This window comes from Mesorhizobium sp. B1-1-6, assembly GCF_006443035.1.
In the GTDB taxonomy this organism is placed as follows: domain Bacteria; phylum Pseudomonadota; class Alphaproteobacteria; order Rhizobiales; family Rhizobiaceae; genus Mesorhizobium.
In genome coordinates, this window is the sequence record NZ_VFWR01000012.1 from 144,706 (window position 1) to 169,584 (window position 24,879).

Sequence of the window (24,879 nt, forward strand, 5' to 3'; positions counted from 1 at the left end):
GGGAAGGGCGATATCGGCCGGCCTTATTTCTTCAGGTCGGCGGAGGTCTTCATGCACTTTGCCGGCGGCTGCAGCGCGTTGACGGCATCCCATTTGATGGTGCGGGTGGTGCCGTCATAGTCATAGAACTTCTTCCAATCGTCGCCGTTCATCGGCGCGGTCGGGCTGACGATGTGCTCCGGCACTTCCTCATTGTTGAAAAGCTTCACCGCGGCATCGATGGCGGTAAAGCCTTCCTTCTCGGGGAACATCGCGGCTTCGATGCGGTAGGAAGGCTCGTTCTGCATCGCGTTGATGAAGGCAAGCCCTTCGCCGCCCGTGCCGACCGTCAACAGGCCATCCTGCGACTTGCCCGCCGCTTTCCAGGCCTGCAGGCCACCCAACGAAGACGAATCATTGATGCCGTAGATGATGTTGATATCGGCGTTCTTGGCCAGTGCCGCGGAGGACACTTCGAGAGCGCGGTCCGGATTGCCGCCGCCGTCGAGATCGTGGACCATGACCGCATCGGGGATGATGGTCTTCAGCCCGTCCATGAAGCCGTGCGAGCGCAGCACGGTGGCGGAAAGCAGCGGCAGGCCGACATTCATCACCTTGGCAACGCCGCCGAGCTTTTCCTTCGCGTATTTGCCGGCCTCGACGCCGGAGAAATAGCCGGTGTCGTAGTCGCAGATGGCGACCATGGTCGTCATGCCCTTGACCGGATTGCCTTCCAGCACGACCGGCACGTTGGCGGCCTTGGCCTGGCGCAGCAGCGGCACCACGCCTTCTTCGTTCACCGGGGTGATGATCAGCACGTCGACGCCCTTGGCGATGAAGTCTTCGGCCGCGGCGACCTGCTTGGCTATGTCGAGATTGGCATCCTGCACCTCGACCTCGATGCCGAGTTCCTTGCCGTGAGCCTTCATGCCCTTGATGACGTTCTGATACCACTCATGGGTGGCGTAGTTGGTGACGTAGCCGATGCGCTTGGGCATGTTCTCGGCATGCGCGGCGGCGGCGCCGAGCGCCAGCACGGCGGCGGACGCAAACAGGATTGACTTGGACCAGAGCATTTTCTTCTCCCAGATTTATCGCTTTTGTTAGTCGCTGAACGGATAGTCCCGCCGTTCCGGGTCGGCACGTAAGGAGTTGGTGGCTTCGCCCCAGCCGAGTGCCGCCGATATCTTCTCGGCGGCGGCGCGGGTGCGTTCGAAGACGGTTTCGCTGTCGAACCGCGCCGCCTTCTGCGGCAGCAGCGGCACGGTTAGCGCGGCGATGACGGCACCGGTGTGATCGTGCACAGGCATGGAGATGTTGGTGCAGGCCGCAACGGCCAAGGAAGCGCGCATCTCGTAGCCGAGCCTGGCGACCTCGTTCAGCCGCGCCTCGATTTCGGCCCGCGTGCCCTGGCCCTCACCGGCGGCCACGATGCGCTCGACGATGCGGTCGCGCTCGGCCCGGTTCGAATGGGCGAGCAGCACGGCACCCGAACTTGTTTCGAGGATCGGGAAATGCGACCCAAGTGCTACCGAGTAGCGCATCGGCAGCGGCGAATCGATCTGCAAAACCACCAGTGCGTTCTGGCCCTCGCGCACCACGAGATGGCAGCTCTGGTCGGCATTGGCGGTCAATTCGCGCATCACCGGCAGAGCGCATTCCACCAGCCGGTTTACCGGCGGATGCATGTGCGCCAGTTCGAACAGCTTCAGCGACAGCCGGAAACGGTCCGATTGCGTGCGAAAGATATAGCCCCGTTTCTCCAGCAGAAGCAGGATGCGGTAGATCTCGTGAATGGAGCGGCCGAGGCCGGTCGCGATCTCGGTCTGGGTCAGCGTTTCGGCGCTGGAGGCCATGAATTCCAGAACGTCGAGCGCCTTCTCCACCGCCGGCACGCGATAGCCGTTGCGGCCGCTTTCGCCCTCATCGAGCGTCTCGGCAACGCTGGCGGCCATCAGGCGACGCTCCGTTCCGGCTGCACTTGCCTGGTTTCGCGGTAGAGGCTGTTGACGTGGCCTGCGAGTTCGGTCGCCGACATGTCACCGGCTATGGCTGCGGCGGCATGCGGCGCGCATTCGCGGAAGAAGGCGATGAAGCCCGGATGGGTCGGACGCAGATAGGACGAGGCGATCGTCCGCAGCGTCGAGCCGAAGAAATCGCCGGAAAGACCATTGACCCCGCCATCCTTCCAGGCAGCCAGCGAACCCGGTTGTCCGCCAGATTTCACATAGTCGCCGCGCTGGTATTCGGGCGAGCACAGGAACAGTGCGTAGTCGATCGCGGCCTGCTTGTGCTTCGATTGGGCGCTGACGCCGATGCCGGCACCGCCGAGCAAGGCGCCGGCGGCTTGCGGGGTGGGCACGTCGGCGAAGCGCAGATGGGGCCTGTCGGGTTTCGAGGCGTAATTCACATAGCCGAAGGCGAACGGCACGTAGACAACGTCGTCATGCGCGATCATGTGGTCGTAGCAGCGGATCGGATTCCACTTCGACGAGTCCGGGTGCGAAAGCGCGACAAGCTCGCGCAATTGCGCAATCGCCTGCTCGACCATTTCCTTCGCGATGAATTGCTCGCCATCTTCCTGGGGACGGCCAAGCGTCAGAAGCAGACACATGGCGTCGGTCGGCACGAAGGGCAGGCCGAGCCACTTGCCGTCGCTGCGCGCGCGCCGGCCAAGCTCCAGCACGTCCTGGTGCGTGCTGGGCACCGGCCCGTAGCGCTCCAGCAAATCCGGCCGATAGGAGGCGACCTGGCAGGCGGCATCGATCGGCAGCGCCCACTGACGGCTGTTCTTCTGGTAGGAGCGCCAGGACGCCCCGACTGAGTCACGTTCGAAGAAATGGATCTGTTCGGCCGACAGATAAGCGTCGAACGGGACCATCAGTTCATCCTGGGCGATATCGCCGATGAAGGGATGGTCGAACACGACCAGATCGTAAGTGCCGAGCACCGGACCGAGGGCGCCCTCACCGAATTCATAGAGGCTGCGGCGGTCCCATTGGATCTCCAGGCCGGGATGCGCGGCGCAATAGGACTCGATGCTGGCGTCCAGCGGACCCCAGCATCGTCTATGATCCCACGCCAGTCCGCGCAGCTTCGTCATGCCACTCAAATCCTCCCGGCACCGGCAATAGCCGGCTCGCCATCGACACTAGCACCATTTTTCATATGCGCAACTTGTTTTCATTCGCGCAAGCGCACACATCCTCCCGACTGGCCGATGCAGGGTTCAAGCCAGATCGAAACGCTCCACGGCGCGCATGATGCCGCGCAGTTCAGCCAACCCCTTGAGCCGTCCGATAAGCGAATAGCCGGGGTTGATCTTTTTCTTGCCGATGTCGTCGGCAAGCAGATGCCCATGGTCCGGCCGCATCGGGATTTGCCAGTCGGCCCGGCCTTGCTCGCGACGGCGCTTTTCTTCCTGCATCAGAGCGAGGATGACGTTCGCCATGTCGGTGCCGCCTTCGAGATGCTCGGCTTCATAGAACGAGCCGTCCTCCTCGATGGTGATGTTGCGCAGGTGGACGAAATGGATGCGGTCGGCGAATTCCTTGACCATGGCGACGATGTCGTTGTCGGCGCGCGTGCCATAGGAGCCGGTGCAGAAGGTCAGTCCATTGGCGGGACTGTCGACGGCGTTGAGGATGAAACGCGCGTCCTGTGCCGTCGAAACCACGCGCGGCAGGCCGTAGAGCGAGAATGGCGGGTCGTCGGGATGGATGCACATGCGCACCCCCTCCTCTTCGGCCGCCGGAATGATCTGGCGCAGGAACCAGGCGAGGTTGTCGCGCAACTCCTTCGGCCCGATCGAATCGTATTCAGCCAGGGCTTCGCGAAAACTGTCCCTGTTATAGCTGCGTTCGGTCGCCGGTAGGCCGGCAATGAGGTTGCGCTCGATCCGGTCGATCTGCTCTGGCGTCAGCATCTTCAGCCGCTTCTCGGCCTCGGCGATACGCGCCGGCGTATAGCTTGCCGCACCGTTCTTGCGCTGCAGCACGAAAAGATCGTAGGCCGCGAAATCGATCGCATCGAAGCGCAGCGCATAGCCGGTTGTCGGCAGGCGATACATTAGGTCGGTGCGGGTCCAGTCCACCACCGGCATGAAATTGTAGCAGATCGTCTCGATGCCGGCCTTGGCGAGCGCCCGGATGCTGTCGCGGTAGTAGCCGGCATAGCGCTCGCGCTCGGGCGCGCCGATCTTGAAGGAATTGTGGACCGGAATACTCTCGACGACCGACCATTTCAGGCCAGCCGCCTCGATGATCCGCTTGCGCTCGAGCACATCGGCCTCAGGCCAGGCGCGGCCGTCATAGATCTGGTGCAACGCGGAGACAACGCCGGTGGCGCCGGCCTGCCTGACATGTTCAAGCGTCACCGGATCATCGGGACCATACCAGCGCCAGCACTGTTCCATGAAGCCTCCTCAGGGTTGGCGGCGACCATATTGTCGGACCACAAGCCTGTCAACAGAACCTTTCCGTCGCCATACAGTTGATTTCCTGTGGATCGAGCCCTAGGGTGGTCCAACAAATAGCAAGGAGTTCTGCGGTGGAACAGGCGAGCCACGATTCGATGGAGGCGGCAGACGAAGCCGGGATCAGCAGTTCCGCCGTCGACCAGACCGTGCGGCAGATCCTCGACCTCATCCGCAATCGCGCCATGTCCATCGGCGATGTGCTGCCCACCGAACGGGAGCTTGGCGAACTGTTCGGCGCCAGCCGCAACACGATACGCGAGGCGCTGCGCACCATCCGAACCTATGGGCTGATCGATCCCAAGCCGCGCGTCGGCGCGGTGCTCGCCGATCGCCAGAATGTCGCGATCCAGAATTTTTTCGCCGCGCAAATGGACATATCGAAAACGTCCTTTCACGACATACAAGGATTTCGCCGCATCATCGAAGTGAGCGTCGGCGACCACATCATCCTCAATGCCAGCGCCGCCGAACTTGAAGCCCTGGACGAGGTCAATGGCCTGATCGAGACCAGCAAGGATGTCCAGGAAGCCGCGCAACGCGATTTCGATTTCCATCTGGCGCTGATGAAGCTCGCCGGCAACCGCATGCTGGTGCAGACTTATCAGTTCCTGTCGCCGGTCATCCTGCACATCATGACCGTCGGCAAATCCATCCGGCCGGTGCTGAGCGAAACACGCCACGCGCATGGCGAGATCATCGCGGCGCTGCGCGCGCGCGACCGCATTGCCTACTGCTACCTGATGAGCCGGCATCTCGATTTCGGCTTGCGCTTCGTTCCCGACGACCTCGAAAACGCCCGTATGTCGGCGGCAAACCCGGTGCATCCGGGTCCGGCATCTTCCAAGGATTTGCATCATGTCTGATTTTGAGAACAAGGTGGCGCTGATCACCGGCACGACCGGCATCGCGCTCGCCACTGCGAGTCGCCTGGCGCGAGGCGGCGCTGCGATCATCGCCTGCGGCATCGACCGGGCGGCCAATGCCGCCATGCAGGAGAGCCTCGCCAAGGCCGGAGCGAATGCGCTGGTGCAAACGGTGGATGTCTCCGTTTCCGACCAGGTGCGCGACGCGGTCGCAGCGGGCGTCGCGAGGTTCGGCGGCATCGACATCATCGTCAATTCGGCGGCGGTCCACCCCTACGGCACGGCGACCACCACCGACTGGGAAACCTGGAACCGGGCGATGACGGTCAATGTCGGGTCGATCTACCTGACCGCGCATTTCGGCATTCCCGAAATGATCCGCCGAGGCGGCGGTGCCATCGTCAATGTCGCCTCGGTGCAGGGGTTCGCCTGCCAGCAGAACGTCGCAGCCTATGCCACGACCAAGGGCGCCATCCACACGTTGACGCGTTCGCTGGCGCTCGACTATGCCGCGGCCGGCATCCGAGTCAATTCGGTCAGCCCGGGCTCGATCCGCACGCCAATCCTCGAGAAGGCAGCGCGTGGCGACAATGGCAGCGACGCCGATGTCGAAGAAGCCTACAGGCGCTTCGGCGCCGCCCATCCGCTCGGCCGTATCGGCGAGCCGGAGGAAGTGGCGGAACTCATCGCTTTCCTGTGTTCATCGAAAGCCGGCTTCTGCACCGGCGCTGATTACAAGATCGATGGCGGCCTCACCGCTGGCATCGGCGTCAAGTAGGGCGACGCGGATGAAGATCGGACTTGGCCTCTATCGCGATTCGCTGACGCCGGAGAATTTCCGTTTTGCCCGGCAGGCCGGCGCAACGCATGTCGTTGCGCATCTCACCAACTATTTTCGCGGCCGCGATCCCTCGCTGTCGGCCGGCACCGAAACGGATGGCTGGGGCGATTGTTCGACGGATGGATTGTGGAGCTACGAGGATTTCACCGGACTGGTGAAAACCGTACGCGACAACGGCCTGGAGATCGCCGGCATCGAAAACCTGTCGCCGCGCTTCTGGTCCGACGTGCTGCTCGGCGGCCCCGATCGGTCGAGGCAGCTCGACGGCCTCAAGCGCCTGGTGCGTGACGCCGGCCGGGCCGGCATTCCCTGCATAGGCTACAACTTCTCGATCGCGGGCGTGTGGGGCTGGCAGCGCGGGCCATTCGCGCGCGGCGACGCCATGTCCGTGGGGCTCGATTTGTCCAATATCGATCCCGACCTGCCGCTGCCCGACGGAGTGGTCTGGAATATGCGCTACCGGCCGGGCCGAGCCGGCGCCGCGCCTGTCAGGGTCTCGCAAGAAGAACTGTGGGAACGGCTTGGCGTCTTTCTGCGCGAAATCGTACCGGTGGCCGAAGAGGCCGGCGTCGTGATGGCTGCGCATCCGGACGATCCACCCGCCGAGGCGCTGCGCGGCACGGCGCGCCTCGTCAACCGGCCGCAGAAATATGATCGGCTGATGGATATCGTCGACTCGCCCGCCAACGGGCTGGAGCTCTGCCTCGGCTCGCTGCAGGAGATGCCGCAGACCGAGGAGATCTACAGCCATGTGCGCCGTTTCGCGCGGCGTGGCCGCATCGGCTATATCCATTTCCGCAATGTGCGGGGCAAAGTGCCGAAATATCACGAAACCTTCGTCGACGACGGCGACATCGACATGGCCGAGATCGTGCGCATTCTGCGCGACGAGAATTATCAAGGCGTCATGATACCCGATCACACGCCTGAGATGGCCTGCGACGCGCCATGGCACGCCGGCAAGGCCTTCGCATTGGGCTACATGCGCGCACTGGTGCAGAACGCCGACGCGCTAGGCCCGGTACGAAGCCGGCACCCGACATGGCAGCGGAGTGAATAGGGGACGCACGACTGACATTTTTCGAGCCCGAAGGCGCCGCAAAAGCCCGCTTTCGATGGAGAGCGGGCTTTTGTTAGTCGGCTCGGTTCCTAACTCAGGATAGCGACGATCTCATATGAGTTCGGATCGACAATAACAATCCTGCCATCGGCCAGGAGGAAATATTCATAGCTCTCATAGGCAGGAACGATTTCGACGATCCGGTGCGGAAGTCGATGCAGCCGCACCTTCTGCTTCGGCACTTTCACGCCGACCGAAATGTCCACGTCGAGGTTCGAGACCGGTTCCACCTTCGTCTCGCGGATGACGTTGGTGATTTCGGTCTTCTGCTCGACGGATATATTGTTGATTGAAGCGGTTGAACTCTGGTCGGTAGTCGTACCGGCCTTGCCCTGCGCTTGCTGGTCGGTCGTCATACCGGCCTTGCCCTGCGCTTGCTGATCGGTCGTCGTACCGGCCTTGCCCTGCGCTTGCTGACCGGTAGTCGTACCGGCCTTGCCCTGCGCCTGCTCGTCGGTCTTCATGCGGGGCTTGCCTTGCGCCTGCTGATCGGTCTTCACGCCCGCCTTGCCTTGCGCCTGCTCGTCGGTCTTCGCTCCGGCTTTGCCTTGCGCCTGCTCGTCGGTCTTCTTTCCGGCCTTGCCTTGCGCCTGCTCGTCGGTCTTCATGCCGGCCTTGCCTTGCGCCTGCTCATCGGTCTTCATGCCGGCCTTACCTTGCGCCTGCTCGTCGGTCTTTACGCCCGCCTTGCCCTGCGCCTGCTCATCGGTCTTCGCTCCGGCTTTGCCTTGCGCCTGCTCGTCGGTCTTCATGCCGGCCTTGCCTTGCGTCTGCTGCTCGGTGCTGCCGCCCTTCTGGCAATTGGCCGAGCCGGCTGCGCAAGTGTCTGCCCCACCCGATTGGGCCGCTTCGCCCGACTGCTGCTGGGTCTGCGCGATTGCCGCCCCACATCCGAGGGTAAGCGCTAACATGCTGGTGATCAGAGTGGTTCTCATGGGAAATCTCCTAGGATGGCAGTCCCTTCGCGGCAAAACTTTGCCACCCCGTGATTGTTCCACCGAAGGCTAATATATTCCGGAGCGGATGGAACTGCCGGCATTTTGCGAAGTTCGGCGCATAGGGCGCACCTGCCGAAACGCCGGTGGCGTCGTCGGCTTGGCGCCCTGCCCAACATCTGATGGAGACAGAAGTGGAAAAATATCTACTGGGAACGGCAGTGGGCATCCTGTTTCTTGCGGGGGCCGGAGCGGCCGCGGCGCAAGATGTGGTCATCCAGCCGGAGCAAGAAACCGTTATCAAGGAGTATGTGAAGAAGCAGCCGCTGGCCTCGGTCCAACTGCCCGGCGTGGAACTCAATGTCGGATCCACCGTGCCTGATACGGTCGAACTTCATGAAGTTCCCGATGTGAAATACCGCTACGTCGTGGTCGACAATCGAACAGTTCTGGTCGACCCGGAAACCCGGAAAATCGTCCAGGTCCTTCAATGACCGCATGTTCCAAAGCGCCCGCCCCGGCATGCGTCGAGGCGGGCGACCTGTGTCAGGTTTCTGTTTTCATGCATGTCTTTGTTCCAAACCGAGGCGTTTTGGGCGACATGCATGAGCATGGCTACGACTGCAGGTCAAATGCGATGTTGCGATGCTTTTGAATTGCTGAGCTGGCAACAATGTCCGCCAGTTCTTTGTCGGAGAGAGTGCATTCTGGCAGTTCGTAACGGATGGCTGACACCGCCTGCGCCGTGGAAATTGGCCATTCGAGATTTCTGCGGGAATTGATGTAGTGATCGATGGCCCGGATCAGTTCCTTCGAGGTCATATCGATCACAGGCATCGGTTCCTCCTCCTTATTTCCCCGTTTTTCTCACTGTGTTGACGGACACCGAAACCTGCCATCACAATTGTTAAAACGGCAGACGAAAAAGATGTCGATTCAGGAAAATAGGGGCTGGCGGTGGCTTTGGAGTTCACCTCCGCTGCATCGGTGGAAATATAACTGGGAGTGCAGCGGGTTGCGGTGTAGTGTCCCAAGTGATGGCCGCTGCAAAGGGAGAGCTCTTGCACCATGGACGGGGAAGCGGCGAAATCAGCCTTTCTGGGCGGGATTCGCGTTTTGATCGTGGAAGACGAATATTTTCTCGCCGATGACCTGCGTAAGGCTCTCGTCACACAAGGGGCGATAGTGCTCGGCCCGGTCGCCACGGTCGAGCCCGCAATCGAATTGCTGAACAGCGGTCAATGCGATTTTGCGATTCTCGATATCAACTTGCGCGGCGAGCAGACATTCGAGATTGCCCGCGAGTCGTTGGCGAAAGGCGTTCCGATCGCCTTCGCCACCGGCTATGATCAGACGGCCATTCCAGCAGAGCTCGGCGGGATCAGGCGATTTGAAAAGCCTCTGGAATTCGGCAGCATTGTCGAGTTCGTTGCCGCGACGGCACATGACACGCGATGAACGAGAGAAGCGAGCCGGCGGTTGGCCTGAGAGCGAAGACCGCGCGGCACCCGCTTATCCGCAAGCTGTCCAATTTCACGGTCCTGTCCGTGGAAGAATGCGACGCCATCGAGAGCGCGACAACAAAGGTCGCCGAATTCGCCGCCGGCGATGACGTCATCCAAAGGGGCGACCGGACAGGCGGGGTCAACCTGCTGCTCGAAGGATTTGCCTGCCGCTACAAGATTCTCGAAGACGGTCGGCGACAGATCCTTGCCTATTTGGTGCCGGGCGACCTTTGCGATCTTCACGTGTTCCTGCTGCGGCGCATGGACCACTCGATCGGTGCTCTCAGCCGCTCCAAGGTTGCGGCGATCCCGCAGAGCGCCATCCTCGGCTTCACCAACAGCTATCCCAATCTTACGCGTGCGCTCTGGTGGACCACGCTGCTCGACGAGGCGATCACCCGCGAATGGGTCGTCAACATCGGCCAGCGGACTGCTTATGAGCGGATGGCTCACCTTTTTTGCGAGCTGTTCCACAGGCTTCACGCAATTGGTGAAACGGCCGGCAAGAGCTATCCCCTACCGGTAACCCAGGCGACCCTGGGCGATACGCTCGGTCTTTCGAACGTGCACATCAACCGTACGCTTCAGGATCTCAGGCGCGATGGCCTCATTTCGTTCAACAACGGCACTGTAACGATCAAGAACCTGGCGAAACTGGAGGCGGCGGCCTTTTTCAATCCTGATTACCTTCATCTGTTGGACGTCAGGGAGCCTTTTGCATGATCAGGCACGGCCTCATCGAGTGGAGCGCAAAAATGAAACATCATAGGGAACCTGGCCTGCTTCTGCCGGTTCGGCGTGACCGGAGGCGGTAGCGAGCGATGGCCAAGCGCGATTTGATCGGCGGATCGGCAGGTACGATCGATCCGCTGGGCCGCTGCTATCGCCCTCCATATTTCCGCCGACAGCGGCGGCATTAATGCTCCTGCCGGCTCGACGGTATCATTTTCGCCGGCTGAAAACCGCGCGCGGCGGCACGAAAGCCAATCCTGGGCGCGTGAACGCGAGCCAAAGGCCGACGAGACGATGCGCTTGGCACCGCGCATGATCGATGAACGGTTGAAAGACTGACAGGTGGCTGGAAAAAGACCTCCCAAGAAAGACGTCACGGGTACATTCTCCCGTCCGCAAAGTGTGTCCGCCGAAGAACGCGATGCTTCCGCGTCGATGCGGCTCAGCCATGTCGATGAACAGATGGACGAACGTGACGATCATATCGCCCGGCTCGAAGCCGAACTCCAGGTCACACGCGACCGCCTCCAGGCGACGAAGGCATTTGCCGCCGAATTGCAGCACCGCGTTCGCAACACGTTGAGCATTGTCCGTTCGATCGCTCGCCGGTCGGTTGAAAACAGCAACAATGTCGAGGACTATGCCTTTCACCTCGAGGGCCGCATCAATGCGCTTGCACGCACGCACAATGTGCTGATGCGATCGGCCTCGGCCACCGTGCAGCTTGACATGCTTGTCCTTGACGAGCTTGCGTCCCAAGGCGGCCGGACGGAAGATCAGTTCACCATAGATGGCCCGGATATTTCCTTGTCCGGAAAGACGGCGGAGACCTTGGGCCTGGCGTTCCACGAACTCGCCACCAACTCGATGAAATATGGCGCGCTGTCGGCAGCCGACAAATCAATCAGCGTAAGCTGGAAAGTGGGTGGCACGCCCGCCAGACAGGAGCTGAAGATCCGCTGGATCGAGGACCTGCATGGTCCGGCAGCAATACCTGCGCGACGCGGCTTCGGATCCGAGCTGATCGAAAAGGTGGTGCCCTATGAGATCGGCGGAGCTGGCTCGCTGCGCTTCACCGATGCCGAGGTGATCTGCACGATGGATATCCCCCTCTCGAACGAAATTCACCCCAGCAGGAGCCTGGAGGACCCGCCCGACGATCTCCAGCATTGAACACCGACACTCCTGCGCCGAAAGGCGGCCGGGGCCAGGAGCGTGGAGTTGGAAGGGGCTGACCCAGCACCGACCGAGGTGGCGCAACGGCCCTGGGGTTTGCCGAGTTGCCGCCGCACCAGCCTTCAAATTCTCAAAATGATGGAACTTCAGCGACAACAAAGAGTTCGGAGCGCGGCGACGGCGAGCGCGCTGTCGTGATCTCGCGACTCACCTTGAAGCGGGAGGAACCTGGATCAACAGGAGCTGACCATGAAGTCCCATACACTCGAACAACTACACGCAATCGCGGAAGTTGATACGGTGTGCCCGACAATGACGCGGAACCAACGCCTGGAGCGCTGGGCAAGTCTTCTTGAGCGTCATCCTGAACGGCGCCTCGGAGCGCTTCCGGGCACCGAATATATGAGCCCCGACATGCGCGAAAACGCCTACTGCGTGCAATCCCCCATCAGCGTAGCGTTCGAAGATCCGATACTGCGGGCGCAGGGTCTGGAAGGCGACACCTATGGCGAGGCAAAGCGCTTTTTCGAACTGTCCAACTGGCAGTTGCACAACATCGTCTGCGATTGCCACGTCGGTGCGACCATGAAAGCCGGGTGGGTCGCCGTTCGCGTGCGCGCCGCCATGGGCGAAGGTTTCAATATCTTCGCCAGGCTCAGGGCGCTGCTCGGACGTTGACCGAGACGCCATCTCGAATGCGTCGACGGAATGAACAGTCGGTCGACGCATTTTTCCTCCTTGGCGGCAAGTGACGTCGCTTCAGGAGCTTCGAGGCTCCGACCCGCTGCCGATGGTCGGATCGGGCACCACCGGACCGCGCTCGGCTTCCGATCCTTCCGCCTCTATTTCCTGCACGGCCTGGTCCCAATGCTCCTGCTCTCGGCCCGGCGGGCGGCCTTCGCGCTCCCAGATCTCGTAGGCTCGTCGCTTTATGAGTTCTTCCTTGTCCATTGGAAACTCCTCCTGCGTGCCCCAATCTCCGGCAGGCCGCTTTGTTCCCTCCGGAAACAAAGGCAACGCTTTTGGAGCGATCCGGACTAGCCGCACCGGAGCGACACGGAACCCTTGGGGGATTAGGCCGTTTCCGAGCATCGGCGCAGTGGGGGATGGCTTGGGAATGCCCGCCGCTCGAACTCTTGGCGACGAACACGCCAATGATGTGCCTGCGCCACGCCTTGCCGCCCCGTGTGGCCTCGGCCAATCAAAGCCTTGCAGCGGGACCCCAAAGGGTGGGCGCGACGCAAATATTGGGCTTGAGATCATGACTATTGTCTTTTCGGATCGTCGCGAGGCAGGACGCGTTCTCGCTGATAAGCTCGGCCACTTCGCAGCGCGCGATGATGTCACCGTGCTGGCGCTGCCGCGCGGCGGCGTGCCTGTCGCCTACGAAGTCGCACAGGCATTGAAGGCACCGCTCGACGTTTTCGTCGTGCGCAAGCTCGGCGTTCCCGGTTACGAAGAGTTGGCCATGGGCGCAATCGCGACCTCCGGCGTACGCGTCCTGAACGACGAGATCGTGGAAGGCCTCGCTGTGCCGGCCCACGTCATCGATGCGGTCACTGCCAGCGAGGAGAGGGAGCTTTTACGCCGCGAGCACCTCTATCGCGGCGAGCGGGTACCGCTCCTTGTGGAGGATCGAATCGTCATTCTCGTGGACGATGGGCTCGCCACTGGGTCGACCATGCGCGCGGCGGTCAGGGCGCTGCGCGAAAAGCGGCCTGCCCGTATAGTTGCGGCCGTTCCGGTCGGCAGTCCCGACACCTGCGAGGCGATGGAGAGCGAGGCAGACGAGGTCGTCTGTGCGACGACGCCGCAGCCGCTCATCGGCGTCGGGCGCTGGTATGAAGACTTCTCCCAAACCAGCGACGACGAGGTCCGCGCCCTTCTCGCCAAGGCGGGGCGACCAACCGCACCGTCCGGCCGCGATGCGCCGCAGAATACGGCAAACCGATTGCACAAGCACGTCGTTCGGCTCTCCGGAGACGCGCGAGACTACGACGAGCTCTTGGCGGCGATCGGCGAGGCGCGCTTTGTGTTGCTCGGTGAAGCTTCGCACGGCACACACGAATTCTATGAGGAGCGCGCGCGGATCACGCGGCGGCTGATCGAGGAGCAGGGTTTTGCCGCCGTCGCTGTCGAAGCCGACTGGCCCGACACATACCGGGTCAACCGCTATGTTCAGGGAACAGGCGGGGATATCGACGCCGAAGAGGCGCTCGCCGATTTCCGACGCTTCCCGACCTGGATGTGGCGGAACAGGGTCGTCGTCGATTTTGTCGAATGGCTGCGCCGGCACAATGAAGCGCCCGGCAAGGGCAATCCGAAAGTCGGGTTCTATGGGCTCGACCTCTATGCCCTGCATGGCGCGATGAAGGCGGTGCTGCGCTATCTCGAAAAGGCCGACCCGGCCGCGGCGGAGATCGCGCGTCGCCGCTATGCCTGTTTCGATCATTTCGGCCCTGACCCGCAGGCTTATGGCTTCATAGCCGGCAATGAGGTCGACAAATCCTGCCAGGAGGCTGTGGTCGCACAGCTGGTCGAGATGCTGAAGCGGCGCCCGGCGAAGGCCGAGCCACGCGAAGGCGCCATCGCGGACGAACTCTTCGCGGCGCAGCAAAACGCCCGCCTGGTGAAGAATGCGGAGGCCTATTATCGCGCCATGTTCCTGGCGCCCGAATCGACCTGGAACCTGCGTGATCGGCACATGGCCGAGACGTTCGACGCTCTCACCGCTCATCTCGGCCGGCTCGGGCGATCGCCGAAGATCGTGGTTTGGGCGCATAACTCCCATCTCGGCGACGCCAGGGCGACAGACAGGAGCCTGCATGGCGAGATCAACCTCGGACAGCTTATCCGCGAAAAGCATCAGCGCGACGCCTTTCTCGTCGGCTTCACGACGTATCAAGGAACGGTGACGGCGGCATCGAACTGGGACGGCCCCGCGGAGCGCAAGGTTGTCCGGCCTGCCCTAGCGCGCAGCTATGAGGCGCTGCTGCATGCAGTCCCGGCTGATCGCTTCCAGCTGGATCTGCGCGGCGACGGCGAAGCCCTGCCGCGACGGCTCCTGGAGCGCGCGATCGGCGTCATCTACCGCCCTGAGACCGAACGGGCCAGCCACTACTTCCATGCCGACCTTGCCGCGCAATTCGACATGCTGCTGCATTTCGACGAGACGCGGGCGGTTGAGCCGCTGGAGCGCAGCTCGCAATGGGACGCCGGCGAGCTCGCGGAGACCTATCCGTTCGGGGTTTAGGGCCCGATCCAATTGAATTGGAGATCGCCATGGTCTCAGTCCTGAAGACAAACGAGAAGGCCGTGCAGGTTCCCGCCGGCGGCGCAATGCTCGCAGGCAACCTGTCGCTGCCGCAGGAAGCCCGTGGGCTCGTCCTCTTCGCTCACGGCAGCGGCAGCAGCCGGCACAGCCCACGCAACCGCTATGTGGCCGGACGGCTGAACGAGGCGGAACTCGCCACGTTGCTCATCGACCTGTTGACGACCGAAGAGGAGCGTATCGACCAGATTACCGCCGAGTTGCGGTTCGACATTCGCTTGCTCGCCGATCGCCTGGTTCAGGTCACCGATTGGCTGCACATGTCCGAGGAAACGTCGGCGCTGCGCGTCGGTTATTTCGGCGCGAGCACAGGGGCTGCCGCGGCGCTGATGGCTGCGGCAGAGCGCCCGGATCGAGCGGTCGCCGTCGTCTCGCGCGGCGGGCGTCCGGATCTTGCGGCACCTGCCCTGCCCCACGTCCGGGCACCAACGCTGCTCGTGGTCGGCGGCGCAGACACGCAGGTGATCGCGCTCAACCGTTCGGCGTTCGCGGCGCTGCGGTGTGAAAAGGAGCTGGCCATCGTGCCGGCTGCGACGCACCTGTTCGAGGAGCCCGGCGCGCTGGAAGACGTCGCGGACTTCGCGATCCAATGGTTCCTGCGCCAACTGCCGGCGTGAGGCCAAAGCCATCGCCCTCGACTCATCCGAGAGCCAGATCGATTGGGCCGTCGGCGCATTAAGCGTCATTCCGCGGAGACGTTTCCATGACAGTCAAGGTTCTGCAATTTCTCGCCATTGTCATTTCGGCCCTCGCGCTCATCCCGGCAGGGGCCCATCTCGCCGCTCTTCCCAACAAGATATCTCTGCCGCAGCCGGAATATTTCACCGTCCAAGGCATCTATTACGGATGGGCGATTCTCGGTTTTCTCTGGCCTGCCGCGCTGATCGTGAATGCACTGCTGGCGATCTCCGTGCGCGCACAGGCTTGGCCGTTTTGGCTCGCCCTGCTTGCGGCGCTGTGTTTCGCGATCATGCTTGCGATCTTCGTTGTCTGGACGCTCCCCGCCAACCAGGCGACGCAGAACTGGACGACAGTTCCTGCAAACTGGGAAGCGCTCAGGCAGCAATGGGAATATTCTCATGCGGTAAATACCGCGATTGTATTTGCAGCACTCTGCCTCGCGACGCTGTCGGCGCTCTCGTGGCGTCCGGCCGGCCCATAGATCCTCGCGGAGAAAGTCTCTTTTCCTCCGGATCATTTGCGCCATCGACGCGTTAGGTTTTCTGGAGGTCGCGACGTCGCACCGCCACCAGTCCCGCTGTATCCAACGAGGAGAAAGCGATGCCGGATAAGAAAACCATCGAGAAAGCGAAAAAAGACAAGCGCGAAGGTAAATCGCCCACCACGCAGGCCGGCGAATTCGTGCATGACAAGATCGAGAAGGTCCGTCGCGGCAAGCACGGCGCGCGCTCGACCAAGCAGGCGATCGCCATCGGCCTTTCGGAGGCGCGCCGCGCAGGCGTCGACCTGCCTCCGCCCAAGAAACGAAGCGTCAAGGAGAGCACCCGCAAGAGCGCCGAATACGCCTATGAAGTTGGCCAGGGCGAACGTAAGCCAAAACGCAGCCCCAAGGTCTCGAAGGCCGTTTCCGAGGTTCTCGAGCACGAGCCGAAGAACACGGCATCCCATGAGGCGCTTTCAAGACAGACCAAGCAGGCGGCGTCGCGCCGGACGGCCGAGGAGCGCTCGGCCGCAGCCAAGAAAGCCTCGGAGACGAAGGGCACTGCAGGCCGGTCCGCCGCCGCACGCAAGGCGGTCCGCACCAAGGGTGCTGCCGGAAGAAAGAAAGCAGCGCAGAAGGCCGCCAGCACGCGTGCGGGCCGAACCTAGAAGGTCGAAAACCCGCTACGCACTCTCTCCAGCCGGCTGGTGAGAGGTAGCTGGACCGCAGCCAGCGTCAAGCGATGCGCACTATGGCGGCTGGGACAGTGCGATCGTGTGAGATACGGCCGTCCTTGTCTTTGTCTCGATCCGGCGGGAACAACGGCCCGTGTTCAAGGTTATGGAAAGCTACACCGGTGGTGGAGCTTTCATGACAACCTTAGGGAGACGAAAACATGGCGACTGCGAAGAAGGCGGCGACGAAAGGGCTGGAAGCCCTGTTCCTCGACGGGCTGAAGGATATTTATTACGCCGAAAAGAAAATACTAAAGGCGCTGCCCAAGATGGCCAAGGGTGCCGAGTCCGAGGAGGTCGCGGCGGCGTTCGAGAAACATCGCGTGGAAACCGAAGGCCAGGTCGACCGCCTCGAACAGGTGTTCGATCTGATGGACAAGCCAGCCCGCGGCAAGACCTGTCCGGCAATCGACGGCATTCTCGAAGAGGGGTCGGAGATTCTCGACGACTATAAGGGCGACCCAGCATTGGATGCAGGACTGGTCGGAGCGGCACAGGCGGTCGAGCACTATGAAATCGCACGTTACGGCACGTTGATCGCGTGGGCTGAACAGCTTGGCAAAAGCGACGCGGTCAAGCTCCTGAACGAGACGCTCAAAGAGGAAGTGGCAACCGATGAAGCGCTTACAGGCTTAGGCGAAGGCGGGGTCAATGAGCGCGCTCTTGAGAAAGCCGCTTAGCCGCGGGGCGGCGCGGCGCTAGGCGCCCGGCAGCCTTCCTGTCCAGAGCGGGGTGCGTTCGAGTTGAACTGCGGGTCCTGCTCTGGATTTGGCTGCCGGGAACCTGCCTCGACAAAACAGGTTGTCAAATCATCGAACCTTACAGGAGGATCCGCGAAATGCCGGAAGACCTGTCTCGCGAGGAAGAGCAACGCGGTACCGGAAAGCTCATCACCTGGAGTGTCGTGATCGCCGCCGTGTTTTTTATTGGCCTCTTGGCCATATTCGTCCTCAAGCCGCTTATGACGGGATCTTAGGATCCTTTCGAGCCGCAGCGCGCTTGAGCCGCGCCGGAACGTGCTCGCAAGCAATTCGATGACCGCAAACAATTCCGGCACGCTTTGCGATGCGGCGGTGATGCGATCGAATGTTCCTCGAAAGGAGTGCGAACCATGCCCCTGACGCTCAGTAGCCCCGCCTTTGCCGACGGCGGAGAGATCCCCGAAGCCTATACTCGTGACGGCAAGAACGTATCTCCGCCTCTGAAGTGGGCCGGGGTACCGGACGGCACAAAGAGCCTCGTCCTTGTCGTCCAGGATCCCGACGCGCCGAGCGGAATGTTCGGCCATTGGGGGGTGTTCAATATTTCGCCGGAGGTGCAGGAGTTGCCCGAAGCGGAAAGCGGCAGACCGGGTCCACAGGCCCTCAGGCAAGCGCGGAACGATTTCGGTAACGCCTATTACGACGGCCCTGAACCGCCTGCGGGCCACGGTGTCCATCACTACCACTTCCGGCTGGCGGCGCTCGACACGCCGAACCTTGCTATCCCCGCAAGCACGGGCGTGGAGCGTATCTGGCAGGAGGCGCAAAAACATTTGCTGGAGCAGGCAGAACTCGTCGGAACCTACGAACGTGGCCGGTAATTGAAGGCAGATTGATCCGGGCGCCGTCGTCCACGCGCGGAACGGTTCTTCTCCTTGCCGGTTGTGAGGGAAAGGAGACGTCCCATGTTTGAAAGCGTCATGTGGTTGATCGTCGTCGCCGGCGGGCCATTGTTGCTGCTCGTATTGCTGGCCTACGTCATTGTCACTCGACGTCGCCGCGGTCCCGCAGAACGCAGAGAAAGCGATCGAGCCACCGATCGGCTCTATCATCAGGACAAGGATTGATTGTAGCTACTGTGGCCCACAGCAAACTCGATCAGCGGTCCAAACATCCCTCGCACATGTCCCGAAGATCAAATTTCGGGCGAGGCACCCACGCCGGCCTGGCTGCAAAGTGCCCCGCCGCCCTGGCAGGCTTGTTCTTCAGGGCCGGTTTATTGCCCTGCCGCCGTCGCGCTCAGGGACATAGTCGCCCGCGTTGACGTCAAAGCCGGTCCAGCCATCCGCCTCGTAAGCCCTGCGGCGTTCCATCACGTCAACCGAGCTGGACTGACCCAGAATGTCCTCGGCTTCCGGAACAAGCCCATCGTCCACCTTGGCCGTCACCAGCGTACCGCCACGACGTACGCCCTCTGCATAGACATTTGCATCGTTTTCGGAAACGCCCGAATCCGTCAGAGCGCCAATGATACCGCCCGCCGCACCACCAGCCACCGCGCCGGCAACCGCCCCGGTGGCGGTAGCGGCAAGCCATCCGGCCGCAACCACAGGTCCGACGCCCGGAACGGCCATGACGCCCAACCCTGTCAGCAAACCGCCGGCGCCACCGACCACGGCCCCTATCCCTGCACCGCTCGCGGCATCTTCAGCGGCTTCGGAACGATCTCTCTCGTACCAGCCATCCGAGTTGTTGGCGATGATGCTGATATCGGAATGTGGCACTCCGGACGCTTCCAGTTCGCCGACCGCGTCGGCTGCGTCGTCATAGTTGTCGAACAGTGCAGTTACGGTTTTCATTTTGATATCTCCTGATCGGGCTCATTTGCTGTCGGCGACGACGTTGCCCTGATAGTCGAGCCCGACGGCGACACTTTGGCCTGACTTGGTCGCCTGGCCGCGCCAGATGCCTTGATCGTCCTTGGCAAGCTTCGACACATTGGAATAGCCGGCATCCTCGATGCGGCTCTTTGCCTGGGTCTCGGTGAAACTGTTTGCGCCGGGCACCAGGGCCGCGGCATTGGGCGTGTTCGTGGTTTTCACAGCGGGCGTTGTCGCTCCCGTGATGGAGTCCTGGCCGGCGGCGATCTTTTCGATCATCTGCCGATGCATCTTCAACGTATCGACCGTCTGCTGGGCGAACGTCTTGAGGGCCGCGTTGTCGCCGTCGCGGGCGTAGCTTTCAAACAGATTGACGGCATCGGCGTGCGCCTTGCGCTGCATGTCCACATAGGCCGGATCGATTGGCGGCTGTGCGTTCTGGAGCTTATCCAGATCGGCCTGATGCTGCGCATCGAGCGCCGTCGGCATCTTCAACTTCTGTTCGCCGGCAATCGTTTCCAGCTTGGCGTTGGCCGCGCCGTGGTCCCGGATCATCGTCTGCGCGAAATTCTTGATGCTTTGATCCTGGGCCTTGTCCTGGGCAATCTTGCTTGAGTCGACTTCGAACTTGCCGCCGACGGCGGCCTTGTCGACGAAATCCTGGGCGCTGTCGGCAGCAGCCAAAGCAGGCATTGCGATAAGCATGGAAGCAGCGGCGAGCGAGGCAAGAAGGTGTCGCGTTTTCATTGGCTTTGTCCTTGTCGATGCGCGAACTTACGATGCGCCCTAACAAGCCAGGATGGGCTTTGTTCCGGCGCCGTGCGATGCGCTGCAAGCGCCTTCGGACAGGCCCCACAGCCGGCCAGGAGACCTTCAACATCGGGACCGCGGCGCGGAACAAATCGGCGGCTGCGAGATTTGATTTTAAATGCGACCCATGAGCGTCAATCTGTCGACCGAGCGAACTTGCCGAATTGGGTTCCGAGGAGAGTTCATGGCCAAGATTTCAAATTCCACACCTGCCGCAGCCAGGGGAGAAGTTCAGGCCGGAGCCACACGGGACAAAACGCCCGGATTCGATCCTGCAGTTGCCCCGTTCGAGACCGACGCCGAGGCGGCGGACACGCAGAACCCGGTCACTGAAGCAGGTCCGCAGCGTTCTCTCCGGCCAAAATTCGAAAACGATGCCAGCTTCGCCAACGCGATGCGGCCGGTGGAGAACGAGCCCGAACTGCAGCCCCGCAGCAACTGGCCGCTAATGGTGATTGCGGCCGTCGTACTGATAGCGGCCGCGGTGTTCCTGGCAGCCAGCCTGCTGCGGTAAGGCGCATCATCCTGAGTGCAGACAGCATCAGATAACCCTTGGCTGAGTTCGAGCACTTTTCGCGCGGCCGTCCGCCTGGGTCGTCATCGATCCTGCCTCGCTCGTGGATGAAATTCGGGCGCGCCCTTCATGCCGGAAAGTTCCGTTGTCGAACACAGCAGCCTCGGCCGTGCAGGATCGGAGATGTCGAGCTTGTCCCAGGGAATACGGTACAGGCCGTCGCGACGGCGCAGCCGGAAGAAATCCAGCACCGCCGTACCGATGGTCGAGGCCGAGAGACGCTCGAAAGCGGCGTAGATACCGACATGGAATTCGGTAACGACGAAGTCGTCGCCGGCCGGTTCGGCTCGTATCTCCTCGATATAGCCGATGCTTTCGCCTTGCCGCGAGAGAACGCGTCGTCCGGCCAGATGTTCGAGGTTGACGGTGGACATCATCAAGCTCCCGGAATGCGTCCGATGACATGGTCGCGCAGCCAGTCCTGCCAGGCGAAGATCGAGGTTTCGCGCACATCGATATCGAACTGGATGTCGACGCCTATGTCCTGGACCTTCTTCCAGGCGATCCGGTGCGGCTTGCGATGGCGTTTGCCGCCCCACGCTGCCGCGAGCTGCGTCATCCAACGCCCTGGCCGTACGCCGAGGCGACGCGCCAAGGTGACGGAGCCGAGCTCGACCGCGATGATCCTCGGCGGCTTGCCCGGCCGCAACTCCGCCACCAGCCCGTCGATCTTGCCGATCTTGACCTGTTCGCGGTCGACGATCTGCTTGTCGAGGATGTCGCGCAGCAAATCCATCACGTGCCTCCGAATATCTGCAGGGGAATGGTCACCACGGCGAGCACGAAACCAAGCCCGATGATGAAGATCACCGCGGCATTCGAGACAATGCCGTTGCGGTGCTCGCCGACATAGCGCTTGTCGTTCAGCAGGAAAAGGAAAGGAATTACCGTCAGCGGCAGGCTGGCGGCGGTCAGCGCCATGGAAAAAATGGTGAGCTTCAGCGGATCGAGCCCAAGCATGATGGGGATGGCGGCCAGAAACAATGATACCGTGTAGACGGCACTGAAGCCAGGATCGTCGCGTGGCTTGAGGTTTTCGCCCCAGTTCCATCCAAACCCTTGCGCCACCAGATAAGCCTGTTGCAGCCCAACCTCGAGTGCGGCGCCGAAGCAAGCGATGGCGAGCGAGGCAACGAACAGGACGAACCCCCAGAAGCCGAATATCGGGATCAGCATCAACGGTAATTGATGATAGTCGTCGACCTGATCGATGCCGTGCGTTGCAAGCACGAGCGCGGCCACCATCAAGACGCCGATCGAAATGGTGCCGCCAAAGGCCATGCCCAGTCCGGCGATGGCCCGATTGGTTCCGAGATAGCTTCTGTCCCACTGGTCCTCGATCGCCCCCGAGGAATAGAACATGAACAGGTAAGGCGATATCGAAGCGCCAAGGATGCTGACCGCCATGAACCAGTAACTCGCCGCATCATGGGTCGGCAGTGTAGGCACCGCGCCGGACGCGACAGCTGTCCAATCGGGCTTCAGCATCATCGCTGCGACCACGAAGCACAGCGTCACGAGGCCGAGTATCGACACGCCTTTCTCGATCAGCCCGAACGTGCCTTTCCACAGCAACAGCCATGCCATCAAAGCCACGGGTAAAGCCCACCATTGAAAGCCAATGCCGGTGGCAAGTTCGAGCGCGATGGCAACACCACCGATCTCGGCGGACAGCACCATGAAATTGACCAGCAGGGCGGCAAGCAATGGCCATAGCGAAACGTTGAAGCCAAATCGTTCCCGGATCCCGTCAGAGATCGTGTGATGGCTCACGGCGGCAAACCGGCCGGCCATCTCGACCAGAAAAATGATGCAGATGGTGCCGAGAACCACCGCCCAGATCAGCTGAAACCCGAAGGTCGCACCTGCCTGGGCTGCCGTCGCCATCGATCCGACTTCCAGGAAGCCGCCAACACTGGTGACGATGCCCAGCGATATTTCCAGGAGCTTCTTCATGGCTTCGGCGCGAAATATCTGAAGTAAGCGGCGGCCAGGGAGCGCGTGGCCGTCCGAATATCTTCCTGAGCCTCCTGCACTTGCGGGCGGCGGTCCGCTTGCACTCCCGCCTGGGCGCGGTTCACCGCGATCGACAGGTCCTTGACCGCCTCCGCCAACGCAGCCTGCTCGGCAGGTTCAGCCGTAGTGGCCGATCGGATCTTCGCGTCGATATCGGCCAGTGTCGTGCCGGCCGATTGCAGCGTGCCCGAAGCATATTTGGAAGGGGCAGCTCCCGCCGCCCAGGCATCAAGCGTCATTGATACGGTCTGCGCCGTCGAGGCGGCAGTTCGGGATTGCTGTTCGATCTGGTCCGAGGACGAGCACGCGGTCGACATGGCCATGAGCAACAGCAGGCATGCGCTGTTGCGGCCAAGGCGACGGCCGCTAAGAATTAGATCCGGCGTTGGACCCGCCACACGAATGACCTCCCCCACCAACGAAAACCATGTTCGGCGTAAGTTTTGATCTAGCGCGCCCGCCCTCCCCGTCAACCGAGGCCACGATCGAGCCCAGCACGGAGTGCAAGTCTGTCGGCCGCGGCAGGTGCCAAGCGGCAGCGACGGGGACCAGCTCGAGCGGAACAAAGGATCGGCAATCGGATTAACGAGGAGTCGGGCGGTTCGACTTCCATCCTGATCGCCGCGCCGCCCGAACGATCGACTGGCAGGGAAGGACCCCTCGATGCCCCGTCTCATTGCCTGGATAGCCATCGTGGTGATTGTGCTTGTCGCGGCTTGGATATGGTTCGGGCGCGATACATCGGGCAGCGGGGGCGGCAGCCAGCCGGCGCCTCACGCGATAGACCAGAACGGGTAGTTCAGTCTGGATGATCCTGCTCGGCGGCGCTCCGGGTGCGCTCGGCTTTGTACTCGTGGATCAGGCCCAGAATCTGAGCCTTGACCGTCTCGCGCGCCTCAGGTTGGACGAAAGGCATCAGCCGTTCGACAATTTCGCCGACCGTCTGCGGGAGATCCGCGGCGGAATCGGTGAGCTGGCTGCCATGTTCGTAGACATTGTCCGTCAATTTCTTGTCGAGGTCGGATAGAAATCCCATCGTCGCACTCCCCATCGCTGCCATGCCCGCTCTCTCAATGGCTCGCCCGACAGAAATGTTCCGCACAACGATCCTGGCATTGCAGACCGGCTGGATTCCGATGCCAGTGGCCGGAGGAGTGTCGCTGCGCGATCACGTCAACGCAATGTCGTCTGGCCCGGATCCCCTCGCCTGGCCTTCGACGGGATCAGTTTCCCGGCATTGGCCCGCAATCCCCTGACGAGCTCTTCCAGATAGGGAAGCAGTTCGAAAATCAGGATCACGGCCATCACGCAGGCAATGTAGGTCACCGGCAGCTGCTCCGATTTCCAGACAAGTTCGAAGCGCGCGGTTTCCGTCCCCGCCCCGAACAAGGCGAGGAACTGTCCCCAGTGGAGGGAAATGACGCTGACCAGCCCCATCAGCGGGATCATCTCCAGGAAGCTGTGAACGTGCTGCTCGATCGGCGTGACGGTGCGGGCGGTGGTGGCGTAGCTGACGTCCCACATCGCTGTCGCCTCGTGGACGAAGAAGGTGACGATCATGATGAGAATGATGAGAGCATTCACGTCAAGAAACATGGCGGCCAGCAAAGGTATTCCGACCTCGGCGAACATCAGAAGGTGGATCAACGACTCCTTGGCGCCTGTCGTCGATTCGATGTGAGAGGCGCGATGGCAGATCCAGTCGGCAAATCCGGCGGCCAACCAGACCGGCAGCAGGAAATACATCAAGATCAGCACGGTAGGATCTGACAGCATGACATCCTTTCGCGCGGGATCCCGTTCGAGGTCGCTACTGCTGCCCCGGCATTTCGGTGTTTTCCTGGGGATTTTTCCGGACACCCGCGGCTGGCGAAGTATCCGTCGGCGCGTTACCGCCCCGGTTCTGTTCAGGCGCCCGCTTCAGTGGCGAGGTATGCCAGCCCATGTCGGCATAGAGAAATCCTATGAGGAAGCCGATGATGATGATGGCGGCTATCACGAGCGAAAGCACTGCATTGCGTCGCACCATTGCTAGGCTCCCTT

34 protein-coding genes are annotated in these 24,879 nt (G+C 61.8%); 17 read left to right on the forward strand and 17 right to left on the reverse strand.

All coding sequences use genetic code 11. The features are described from left to right. Nucleotides 1-23 precede the first annotated feature (23 nt). The 4 genes from FJ979_RS23425 to uxuA form a co-directional block, all read right to left on the reverse strand. Nucleotides 24-1,055 (reverse strand): sugar ABC transporter substrate-binding protein, encoded by a 1,032-nt coding sequence (locus FJ979_RS23425; RefSeq protein ID WP_027027652.1) that lies wholly within the window; start codon nt 1,053-1,055, stop codon nt 24-26. 27 nt (nt 1,056-1,082) lie between these two features. Next, complete coding sequence (locus FJ979_RS23430; RefSeq protein WP_140515233.1) at nt 1,083-1,934, reverse strand: IclR family transcriptional regulator; 852 nt, start codon at nt 1,932-1,934, stop codon at nt 1,083-1,085. Further along, nucleotides 1,934-3,082, reverse strand: a complete 1,149-nt coding sequence (locus tag FJ979_RS23435; RefSeq protein ID WP_140583948.1) for an extracellular solute-binding protein — start codon at nt 3,080-3,082, stop codon at nt 1,934-1,936. The genes FJ979_RS23430 and FJ979_RS23435 overlap by 1 nt, the downstream gene beginning before the upstream one ends. 126 nt (nt 3,083-3,208) lie before the next feature. Beyond that, a complete protein-coding gene (gene uxuA, locus FJ979_RS23440) occupies nt 3,209-4,393 on the reverse strand; it encodes a mannonate dehydratase (protein ID WP_140583950.1) in 1,185 nt (394 codons plus the stop codon). Nucleotides 4,394-4,527: 134 nt separating this feature from the next. On the opposite strand from uxuA, the gene FJ979_RS23445 reads away from it, so the two are divergent. From FJ979_RS23445 to FJ979_RS23455, 3 genes are read left to right on the forward strand one after another with little or no spacing between them, the layout of a single operon-like run. Further along, nucleotides 4,528-5,319, forward strand: a complete 792-nt coding sequence (locus FJ979_RS23445) for a FadR/GntR family transcriptional regulator (protein ID WP_224671760.1) — start codon at nt 4,528-4,530, stop codon at nt 5,317-5,319. Then, nucleotides 5,312-6,097, forward strand: a complete 786-nt coding sequence (locus FJ979_RS23450; protein WP_140583951.1) for an SDR family oxidoreductase — start codon at nt 5,312-5,314, stop codon at nt 6,095-6,097. Before FJ979_RS23445 ends, FJ979_RS23450 begins: the two co-directional genes overlap by 8 nt. 10 nt (nt 6,098-6,107) lie before the next feature. Continuing rightward, entirely contained in the window at nt 6,108-7,220 is a 1,113-nt protein-coding gene (locus tag FJ979_RS23455) for a mannonate dehydratase (RefSeq protein WP_140583953.1), read from the forward strand. Between the two features lie 89 nt (nt 7,221-7,309). Here the strand turns inward: FJ979_RS23455 and FJ979_RS23460 are convergent, their stop codons facing one another. Then, complete coding sequence (locus FJ979_RS23460) at nt 7,310-8,215, reverse strand: DUF1236 domain-containing protein (protein WP_140583955.1); 906 nt, start codon at nt 8,213-8,215, stop codon at nt 7,310-7,312. A gap of 194 nt (nt 8,216-8,409) precedes the next feature. On the opposite strand from FJ979_RS23460, the gene FJ979_RS23465 reads away from it, so the two are divergent. Further along, entirely contained in the window at nt 8,410-8,709 is a 300-nt protein-coding gene (locus tag FJ979_RS23465) for a DUF1236 domain-containing protein (RefSeq protein WP_224519082.1), read from the forward strand. Nucleotides 8,710-8,830: 121 nt separating this feature from the next. On the opposite strand, the gene FJ979_RS23470 is transcribed toward FJ979_RS23465, so the two are convergent. Further along, nucleotides 8,831-9,052: a hypothetical protein gene (locus tag FJ979_RS23470; RefSeq protein WP_140497477.1), complete on the reverse strand. Its 222-nt coding sequence runs from the start codon at nt 9,050-9,052 to the stop codon at nt 8,831-8,833. A gap of 231 nt (nt 9,053-9,283) precedes the next feature. Between FJ979_RS23470 and FJ979_RS23475 the strand changes: the two genes are divergently transcribed. Next, nucleotides 9,284-9,673, forward strand: a complete 390-nt coding sequence (locus tag FJ979_RS23475; RefSeq protein ID WP_140497475.1) for a response regulator — start codon at nt 9,284-9,286, stop codon at nt 9,671-9,673. After that, entirely contained in the window at nt 9,670-10,443 is a 774-nt protein-coding gene (locus FJ979_RS23480; protein WP_140497473.1) for a Crp/Fnr family transcriptional regulator, read from the forward strand. The genes FJ979_RS23475 and FJ979_RS23480 overlap by 4 nt, the downstream gene beginning before the upstream one ends. Before the next feature lie 219 nt (nt 10,444-10,662). Here FJ979_RS23480 and FJ979_RS33140 read toward each other — a convergent pair whose 3' ends face one another. Further along, nucleotides 10,663-11,301 (reverse strand): hypothetical protein, encoded by a 639-nt coding sequence (locus FJ979_RS33140; RefSeq protein ID WP_246670975.1) that lies wholly within the window; start codon nt 11,299-11,301, stop codon nt 10,663-10,665. On the opposite strand from FJ979_RS33140, the gene FJ979_RS33145 reads away from it, so the two are divergent. Then, nucleotides 11,284-11,625: a sensor histidine kinase gene (locus tag FJ979_RS33145; RefSeq protein WP_224519092.1), complete on the forward strand. Its 342-nt coding sequence runs from the start codon at nt 11,284-11,286 to the stop codon at nt 11,623-11,625. The two genes, FJ979_RS33140 and FJ979_RS33145, sit on opposite strands and share 18 nt — an antisense overlap. A 252-nt stretch (nt 11,626-11,877) precedes the next feature. Next, complete coding sequence (locus FJ979_RS23490; RefSeq protein ID WP_140515225.1) at nt 11,878-12,306, forward strand: hypothetical protein; 429 nt, start codon at nt 11,878-11,880, stop codon at nt 12,304-12,306. A gap of 81 nt (nt 12,307-12,387) precedes the next feature. On the opposite strand, the gene FJ979_RS23495 is transcribed toward FJ979_RS23490, so the two are convergent. Next, a complete protein-coding gene (locus FJ979_RS23495; RefSeq protein WP_140497466.1) occupies nt 12,388-12,579 on the reverse strand; it encodes a DUF2934 domain-containing protein in 192 nt (63 codons plus the stop codon). Nucleotides 12,580-12,889: 310 nt separating this feature from the next. Between FJ979_RS23495 and FJ979_RS23500 the strand changes: the two genes are divergently transcribed. The 8 genes from FJ979_RS23500 to FJ979_RS23530 all read left to right on the forward strand — a co-directional run bounded on the left by FJ979_RS23500 (nt 12,890) and on the right by FJ979_RS23530 (nt 18,683). After that, nucleotides 12,890-14,881: an erythromycin esterase family protein gene (locus tag FJ979_RS23500; protein ID WP_224519081.1), complete on the forward strand. Its 1,992-nt coding sequence runs from the start codon at nt 12,890-12,892 to the stop codon at nt 14,879-14,881. 29 nt (nt 14,882-14,910) lie between these two features. After that, nucleotides 14,911-15,576 (forward strand): dienelactone hydrolase family protein, encoded by a 666-nt coding sequence (locus FJ979_RS23505; protein WP_140497464.1) that lies wholly within the window; start codon nt 14,911-14,913, stop codon nt 15,574-15,576. Nucleotides 15,577-15,662: 86 nt separating this feature from the next. Beyond that, nucleotides 15,663-16,121 carry a DUF1772 domain-containing protein gene (locus FJ979_RS23510; protein WP_140497462.1) on the forward strand — a complete coding sequence of 153 codons (459 nt, stop codon included), beginning with the start codon at nt 15,663-15,665 and terminating at the stop codon, nt 16,119-16,121. Between the two features lie 119 nt (nt 16,122-16,240). Continuing rightward, the gene (locus tag FJ979_RS23515) at nt 16,241-16,789 is read left to right on the forward strand and encodes a DUF6496 domain-containing protein (protein ID WP_140583958.1); all 549 of its coding nucleotides are present in this window, start codon (nt 16,241-16,243) and stop codon (nt 16,787-16,789) included. A 227-nt stretch (nt 16,790-17,016) separates the two neighbouring features. Next, entirely contained in the window at nt 17,017-17,535 is a 519-nt protein-coding gene (locus tag FJ979_RS23520) for a ferritin-like domain-containing protein (protein ID WP_140497458.1), read from the forward strand. Nucleotides 17,536-17,693: 158 nt separating this feature from the next. Continuing rightward, on the forward strand, nt 17,694-17,831 hold the full coding sequence (locus tag FJ979_RS32680; protein ID WP_181165407.1) for a hypothetical protein: 138 nt from the start codon (nt 17,694-17,696) through the stop codon (nt 17,829-17,831). Nucleotides 17,832-17,966: 135 nt separating this feature from the next. Beyond that, nucleotides 17,967-18,437 (forward strand): YbhB/YbcL family Raf kinase inhibitor-like protein, encoded by a 471-nt coding sequence (locus FJ979_RS23525; protein WP_140497456.1) that lies wholly within the window; start codon nt 17,967-17,969, stop codon nt 18,435-18,437. An 84-nt stretch (nt 18,438-18,521) separates the two neighbouring features. After that, a complete protein-coding gene (locus FJ979_RS23530; protein WP_140497454.1) occupies nt 18,522-18,683 on the forward strand; it encodes a hypothetical protein in 162 nt (53 codons plus the stop codon). Nucleotides 18,684-18,821: 138 nt separating this feature from the next. Here the strand turns inward: FJ979_RS23530 and FJ979_RS23535 are convergent, their stop codons facing one another. Both FJ979_RS23535 and FJ979_RS23540 read right to left on the reverse strand, forming a co-directional pair. Continuing rightward, nucleotides 18,822-19,415: a general stress protein gene (locus FJ979_RS23535; RefSeq protein WP_140497452.1), complete on the reverse strand. Its 594-nt coding sequence runs from the start codon at nt 19,413-19,415 to the stop codon at nt 18,822-18,824. A gap of 21 nt (nt 19,416-19,436) precedes the next feature. Further along, nucleotides 19,437-20,183: a DUF4142 domain-containing protein gene (locus FJ979_RS23540; protein ID WP_140525119.1), complete on the reverse strand. Its 747-nt coding sequence runs from the start codon at nt 20,181-20,183 to the stop codon at nt 19,437-19,439. A gap of 247 nt (nt 20,184-20,430) precedes the next feature. On the opposite strand from FJ979_RS23540, the gene FJ979_RS23545 reads away from it, so the two are divergent. Further along, a complete protein-coding gene (locus tag FJ979_RS23545) occupies nt 20,431-20,760 on the forward strand; it encodes a hypothetical protein (RefSeq protein WP_140525120.1) in 330 nt (109 codons plus the stop codon). Between the two features lie 83 nt (nt 20,761-20,843). On the opposite strand, the gene FJ979_RS23550 is transcribed toward FJ979_RS23545, so the two are convergent. The 7 genes from FJ979_RS23550 to FJ979_RS23580 form a co-directional block, all read right to left on the reverse strand. Further along, nucleotides 20,844-21,194 carry a hypothetical protein gene (locus tag FJ979_RS23550; RefSeq protein ID WP_140525121.1) on the reverse strand — a complete coding sequence of 117 codons (351 nt, stop codon included), beginning with the start codon at nt 21,192-21,194 and terminating at the stop codon, nt 20,844-20,846. 2 nt (nt 21,195-21,196) lie between these two features. Next, nucleotides 21,197-21,556 (reverse strand): hypothetical protein, encoded by a 360-nt coding sequence (locus tag FJ979_RS23555; RefSeq protein WP_140515218.1) that lies wholly within the window; start codon nt 21,554-21,556, stop codon nt 21,197-21,199. Further along, entirely contained in the window at nt 21,556-22,776 is a 1,221-nt protein-coding gene (locus tag FJ979_RS23560) for an Nramp family divalent metal transporter (RefSeq protein WP_140525122.1), read from the reverse strand. Before FJ979_RS23560 ends, FJ979_RS23555 begins: the two co-directional genes overlap by 1 nt. Further along, nucleotides 22,773-23,159 carry a hypothetical protein gene (locus FJ979_RS23565; protein WP_224647132.1) on the reverse strand — a complete coding sequence of 129 codons (387 nt, stop codon included), beginning with the start codon at nt 23,157-23,159 and terminating at the stop codon, nt 22,773-22,775. The genes FJ979_RS23560 and FJ979_RS23565 overlap by 4 nt, the downstream gene beginning before the upstream one ends. A gap of 476 nt (nt 23,160-23,635) precedes the next feature. Next, on the reverse strand, nt 23,636-23,872 hold the full coding sequence (locus FJ979_RS23570; RefSeq protein ID WP_140497440.1) for a hypothetical protein: 237 nt from the start codon (nt 23,870-23,872) through the stop codon (nt 23,636-23,638). Between the two features lie 137 nt (nt 23,873-24,009). Further along, on the reverse strand, nt 24,010-24,612 hold the full coding sequence (locus tag FJ979_RS23575; protein WP_140525123.1) for a diguanylate cyclase: 603 nt from the start codon (nt 24,610-24,612) through the stop codon (nt 24,010-24,012). A gap of 34 nt (nt 24,613-24,646) precedes the next feature. Beyond that, nucleotides 24,647-24,865 carry a hypothetical protein gene (locus tag FJ979_RS23580; RefSeq protein ID WP_140497436.1) on the reverse strand — a complete coding sequence of 73 codons (219 nt, stop codon included), beginning with the start codon at nt 24,863-24,865 and terminating at the stop codon, nt 24,647-24,649. Between the last annotated feature and the right edge of the window lie 14 nt (nt 24,866-24,879).